At 35.9% G+C, this 608-nt stretch carries 1 protein-coding gene; it reads right to left on the bottom strand.

The window, feature by feature from the left end; all coding sequences use genetic code 11:
* Positions 1–322: 322 nt before the first annotated feature.
* A partial coding sequence (locus tag CXQ94_RS22335) for a cytochrome P450 (RefSeq protein ID WP_146070416.1) occupies positions 323–608 on the bottom strand: 286 nt, incomplete at its 5' end.

The raw sequence follows: 608 nt of genomic DNA, 5'->3' as shown, positions 1-608 counted from the left end.
TGCCTGCTACCACCTTACACTGTCTCACAATGGTGTTCTCACACCCCAATCAATGAGTGTATAAACTCTTATTTATAAGACTCCATACTTCCTAAACTAGACAAAATAGTATTAGGAAACTAAACAAGCTTTCCTAATTTTACACATACTAGATATCTTAACAAATAAAATATCTCTTAACTTTCCTAAATACAATCAACTAGTAAATAGGAAACAAACTTAAACTAGGAAATAACTTGACCCGCAAAGCCAAACAAAGAGCACTCCACATTGAACTATATTGAGCTTGTACCTAACATATAGTTACAAGCTATAGATGGTCTTATTTGCTAGAATAAGGAGTTGCAATAACCTTAAGAGGATTTTGCTTGTGAATGGTTAGGCCTACACTTTCAGCCATGTCTAATGTTCCACATTCTGCTCCACCTGGCAATTTCCAATCAAATTCGTTGATGAGATTCGCAACAGCTAGCTCAACATTAACAACGGCAAATGATATTCCAGGACAAATTCTTCGACCACCTCCAAAAGGAAAGTAATGAAAATTATCGTTCCCCTTAAAGTTGAAAGTTGCACTACTATCAAGGAATCTCTCAGGACAAAATTCC

It is taken from the genome of Arthrobacter sp. GMC3, from assembly GCF_002929305.1.
GTDB lineage: Bacteria > Actinomycetota > Actinomycetes > Actinomycetales > Micrococcaceae > Specibacter.
This window is presented reverse-complemented; position numbering and strand designations above follow the sequence as displayed.